This window comes from Streptomyces sp. NPDC026417, assembly GCF_055567695.1.
This window is the reverse complement of sequence record NZ_JBVHPY010000001.1, coordinates 205,077-208,593: the sequence shown is the minus strand read 5'-3', so window position 1 is coordinate 208,593 and position 3,517 is coordinate 205,077. Positions and strand designations below refer to the sequence as shown.

3 protein-coding genes are annotated in these 3,517 nt (G+C 70.9%); 1 reads left to right on the top strand and 2 read right to left on the bottom strand.

Annotation, left to right across the window (positions count from 1 at the left end):
* Window positions 1–138: 138 nt before the first annotated feature.
* Both ACZ4NT_RS00860 and ACZ4NT_RS00855 read right to left on the bottom strand, forming a co-directional pair.
* Complete coding sequence (locus ACZ4NT_RS00860) at window positions 139–672, bottom strand: lamin tail domain-containing protein (protein ID WP_121403084.1); 534 nt, start codon at window positions 670–672, stop codon at window positions 139–141.
* A gap of 410 nt (window positions 673–1,082) precedes the next feature.
* Window positions 1,083–1,448, bottom strand: coding sequence for an amphi-Trp domain-containing protein (locus tag ACZ4NT_RS00855; protein ID WP_121404736.1), 366 nt, complete (start codon window positions 1,446–1,448; stop codon window positions 1,083–1,085).
* Between the two features lie 176 nt (window positions 1,449–1,624).
* Here ACZ4NT_RS00855 and ACZ4NT_RS00850 point away from each other — a divergent pair, with 176 nt between their 5' ends.
* Window positions 1,625–3,241, top strand: a complete 1,617-nt coding sequence (locus ACZ4NT_RS00850; RefSeq protein WP_467722504.1) for an MFS transporter — start codon at window positions 1,625–1,627, stop codon at window positions 3,239–3,241.
* The last annotated feature ends 276 nt before the right edge of the window (window positions 3,242–3,517 follow it).

Sequence of the window (3,517 nt, the reverse complement as noted above, 5' to 3'; positions counted from 1 at the left end):
TCCTCCTCGACCGCGCCAGCACAGCTGCCGAGCCGGCCCCCCTCCGCCGCCCCCCCCCCCCCCCCCCCCCCCCCCCCCCCCCCCCCCGCTGCCGGTCAAGCGTGCGACGGGCCCTTGGCCGGACCGCGCAGGCCGGGGTCAGCGGCGGTGGTGCCCGCCGTCGTGGTGCCCGCCGCCGTGGTGGCCGCCGCCGCCGTGGTGGCCGCCGCCGTGACCGCCGTGGTGACGGCCCCAGGACTCGTCGTCGATGCGACGGCCGTGGTCGTTGCGGAGGGTGGCGGTGTCGGAGAAGTTGTCCCACACGTAATTGCGACGGTCCTGGAAGACGTCGTGGCGGTTGTCGTTGCCGAACCCGGTGTGGACCCGGACGGTGGCGCGGCCGTCCAGACGGAAGTGGCGGAAGGTGTAGGTGTCGCCGTCCCGGGACCTCAGGGTCCAGCCGTCGAGGTTGACGCCGTGCCGGCCGGTGTTGGTGATGTCGACCCACTCCCTGTTCCGGGAGCGGTTGGAGTTGTCGTCGTGGCCGGGCGAGTCGTACTGGACGTCGCTGATGACCACATTCCGGTCGCGCTGGTGGCCGCTGTCCGCGGAGGCGGGCAGAGCCGCCGCACCGAGTGCGGCGCCGGCGGCGAGGACCGCGGCGGCGATACGACGGCTGGAGCGAGAAGACATGAACGTCCCCCAACTGTGCGGGCCCCGTCGGTCGGCCCTGACCGGCCGACGAGGACGATGTGCGTTCCCGGCGAGTGCCGAGGACCCACAGCTTGGTCATCGCCCGCTCCGCCCGGCAGGTGTCCCGCTTGGTGTTGCCGTATGCGGACATTTCCGTGACTCTCAGATGCAACGTTCAACTAACCAGGCCGGGTTGCGACGGCCGATCGTTGGGGCCCACACCCACCGCCGTAGATCACCGTGGAAGCGGTTTCCAGCTCCGCCCACGCCCCCGCCGCACCCCCTCCGCTCCCCGGGCCGAAGAGGCGAAATGTACGTAACACGACGCGATGGCCCTTTGTCGATGCTTTGTTCCACCTGACTGGAAAAGGTTCGATTCCGAACATCATTGGTCCAGGCCTCTGACGCGGTCAGGGGGCTTTCGTGGCAGCCCGCTTCGCGCTCTTGCGGCCGGCGCCCGTGCCGGTCCGGTCGGCCCTGGCGGACGCGCTCTTCCGCTTCGGGGCCTCGCCCGTGCTCGCGGCCGGTCGCGCGGCCGCCCTCCTGGCCGGTGCGGTCGGCCACTTGAACTCGATCTCCAGCTCGATCTCGCCGTTGCCGATCTCGACCTCCATCTCACTGCGGAGGTCCTCGGGGATGCGCAGGCTCAGCGTTCCCGCACCGAGTTCCAGTTCGGCGTCCCCGCCCTCTCTCAGTGCGGCCGCGAGCGCCGTGAGCTGGTCGGCCGCCTCGAAGCGCGACAGCGAGCGCTTCTGCTCAAACTTGAGGTCCTTCATGGACATCTCCGATCCGGAACAAATAAGCGGATATCGCCCATTCTGCGGCGATTCGGGGGACGGGACATCTCCACGGCTCCGCGAGGAGTCGCCACCTGCCGCCCGCGGACCGCCATCAGGTCGACCTCCGTGGCGGGTCGCGCCTCACCCTCCGGAGCACCTGGGACGATGCGCCCATGGCACCCAGGACAAGCACCGCCGAGAGTCCGTCGTCGGCTCGGACCGTCCTCCTGACCCTCGCGGCCGGCCAGTTCCTGATGGCACTCGACAGCTCGGTCATGAACGTCTCGATCGCGACGGTGGCCGAGGACGTGGGGACCACCGTGACGGGTGTCCAGGGCGCCATCACGGCCTACACCCTCGTCATGGCGATGTTCATGATCCCCGGCGGCAAGGTCGGGGCGCTGATCGGCCGCAAACGCGCGTTCATGATCGGCTGCGTCATCTACGGCTGCGGCTCCCTCACCACCGCGCTCGCACCGAACCTGACGGTGCTGCTGCTGGGCTGGTCCTTCCTCGAGGGCATCGGGGCGGCGCTCATCCTGCCCGCGATCGTGGCGCTCGTGGCGAGCAACTTCGCCCCCGAACGCCGTCCCGCCGCCTACGGTCTCGTCGCCGCCGCGGGAGCCGTGGCGATCGCCGTCGGACCGCTCATCGGGGGTGTCGCGACGACGTACTTCTCCTGGCGGTGGGTCTTCGTCGGCGAGGTCGTGATCGTGCTCGGCATCCTGGTGCTCGCCGGCCGTATCGCCGACGCTCCGGTCGGCGCCCGCCCCCGCATCGATCTCGTCGGTGCCGTCCTGTCCGCCCTCGGGCTGGGAATCTTCGTCTACGGAGTACTCCGCTCGGACGAGTGGGGCTGGTTCAAGCCGAAACCCGACGCGCCCTCGTGGCTGGGGATCTCACTGACCGTCTGGCTGATGCTGGCCGGTCTGCTGCTGATCTGGCTCTTCCTGCGCTGGGAGGCCCGCACGGTGGAGCGGCGCAGGGAACCCCTGGTCGACCCGGCCATGCTGCGGAACAAGCAGCTCACCGGCGGACTGACGATGTTCTTCTTCCAGTACCTGGTCCAGATGGGTGTCTTCTTCGTCGTACCGCTCTACCTGTCCGTGGCCCTGGGCCTGTCCGCGCTCAAGACGGGCGCCCGCATCCTGCCGCTCTCCGTGACGCTGCTGGCGGCCGCCGTCCTGATCCCGCGCCTCTTCCCCGACGTCTCACCGCGGCGGGTGGTGCGGCTGGGGGTCCTCGCGCTGCTCGCGGGAGCGGTGGCCCTGATGGCCGCGCTCGACGCGGACGCCGGCGCGGAGATCGTCACCGTCCCGCTCCTGCTGATCGGCCTGGGCATGGGCGCGCTGGCGTCCCAGCTCGGCTCGGTCACGGTGTCCGCGGTGCCGGAAGCGCAGAGCGCGGAAGTCGGCGGGGTCCAGAACGCCGTCACCAACCTGGGAGCCTCGATCGGCACGGCACTCGCCGGATCGATCATGATCGCCGCGCTCACGACGTCCTTCCTCACCAGCGTGGAGGAGAACCCGGCGGTCCCGGCCGAGGTGAAGAGCCAGGCCGGTGTGCAACTCCAGAGCGGCGCGCCCTTCCTGTCGGACGCGCAGCTCGAATCCGCCCTCGACAAGGCGGGCACGAGTCCGGAGGTGACCCGGGCGGCACTCGACGCGAACGCCGACGCCAGGATCGACGGCCTGCGCGCCGCCCTCGCCATCCTGGCCCTCACCGCGCTCCTCGCGATGTTCTTCACCCAGAGAATCCCGACGACCCAGCCCCGCTCGGCGGAGCCCTGACCGCCCACGGCGGTTTCCGGTACGCCGGTCTTCAGGTGTCCGCGCAGCCCGTGCCGGTGCAGCAGGTTGACGAGTTCGCCGCCCGAGATCAGCTCGTCACCGATCCGCGCAGGTCACCGGTGTGCGCGCACAGGGCGGTCCGGCGCGGCCCCGACGCACTGCGGGGGGGGGGGGGGGGGGGGGGAGAGGGAGAAAGGGGGGGGGGGGGGGGGGGGGAGGGAGGCGCCCCACAGAGCGAGATACCCCGCGGGTGCGGAGGGGGGGTTCGTTTGCTTA

Bases quoted from the DNA above. Each gene is read 5' to 3' on its own strand.
- ACZ4NT_RS00850 (WP_467722504.1), top strand. From the start codon at position 1,625: ATGGCACCCAGGACAAGCACCGCCGAGAGTCCGTCGTCGGCTCGGACC.
- ACZ4NT_RS00855 (WP_121404736.1), bottom strand. From the start codon at position 1,448: ATGAAGGACCTCAAGTTTGAGCAGAAGCGCTCGCTGTCGCGCTTCGAG.
- ACZ4NT_RS00860 (WP_121403084.1), bottom strand. From the start codon at position 672: ATGTCTTCTCGCTCCAGCCGTCGTATCGCCGCCGCGGTCCTCGCCGCC.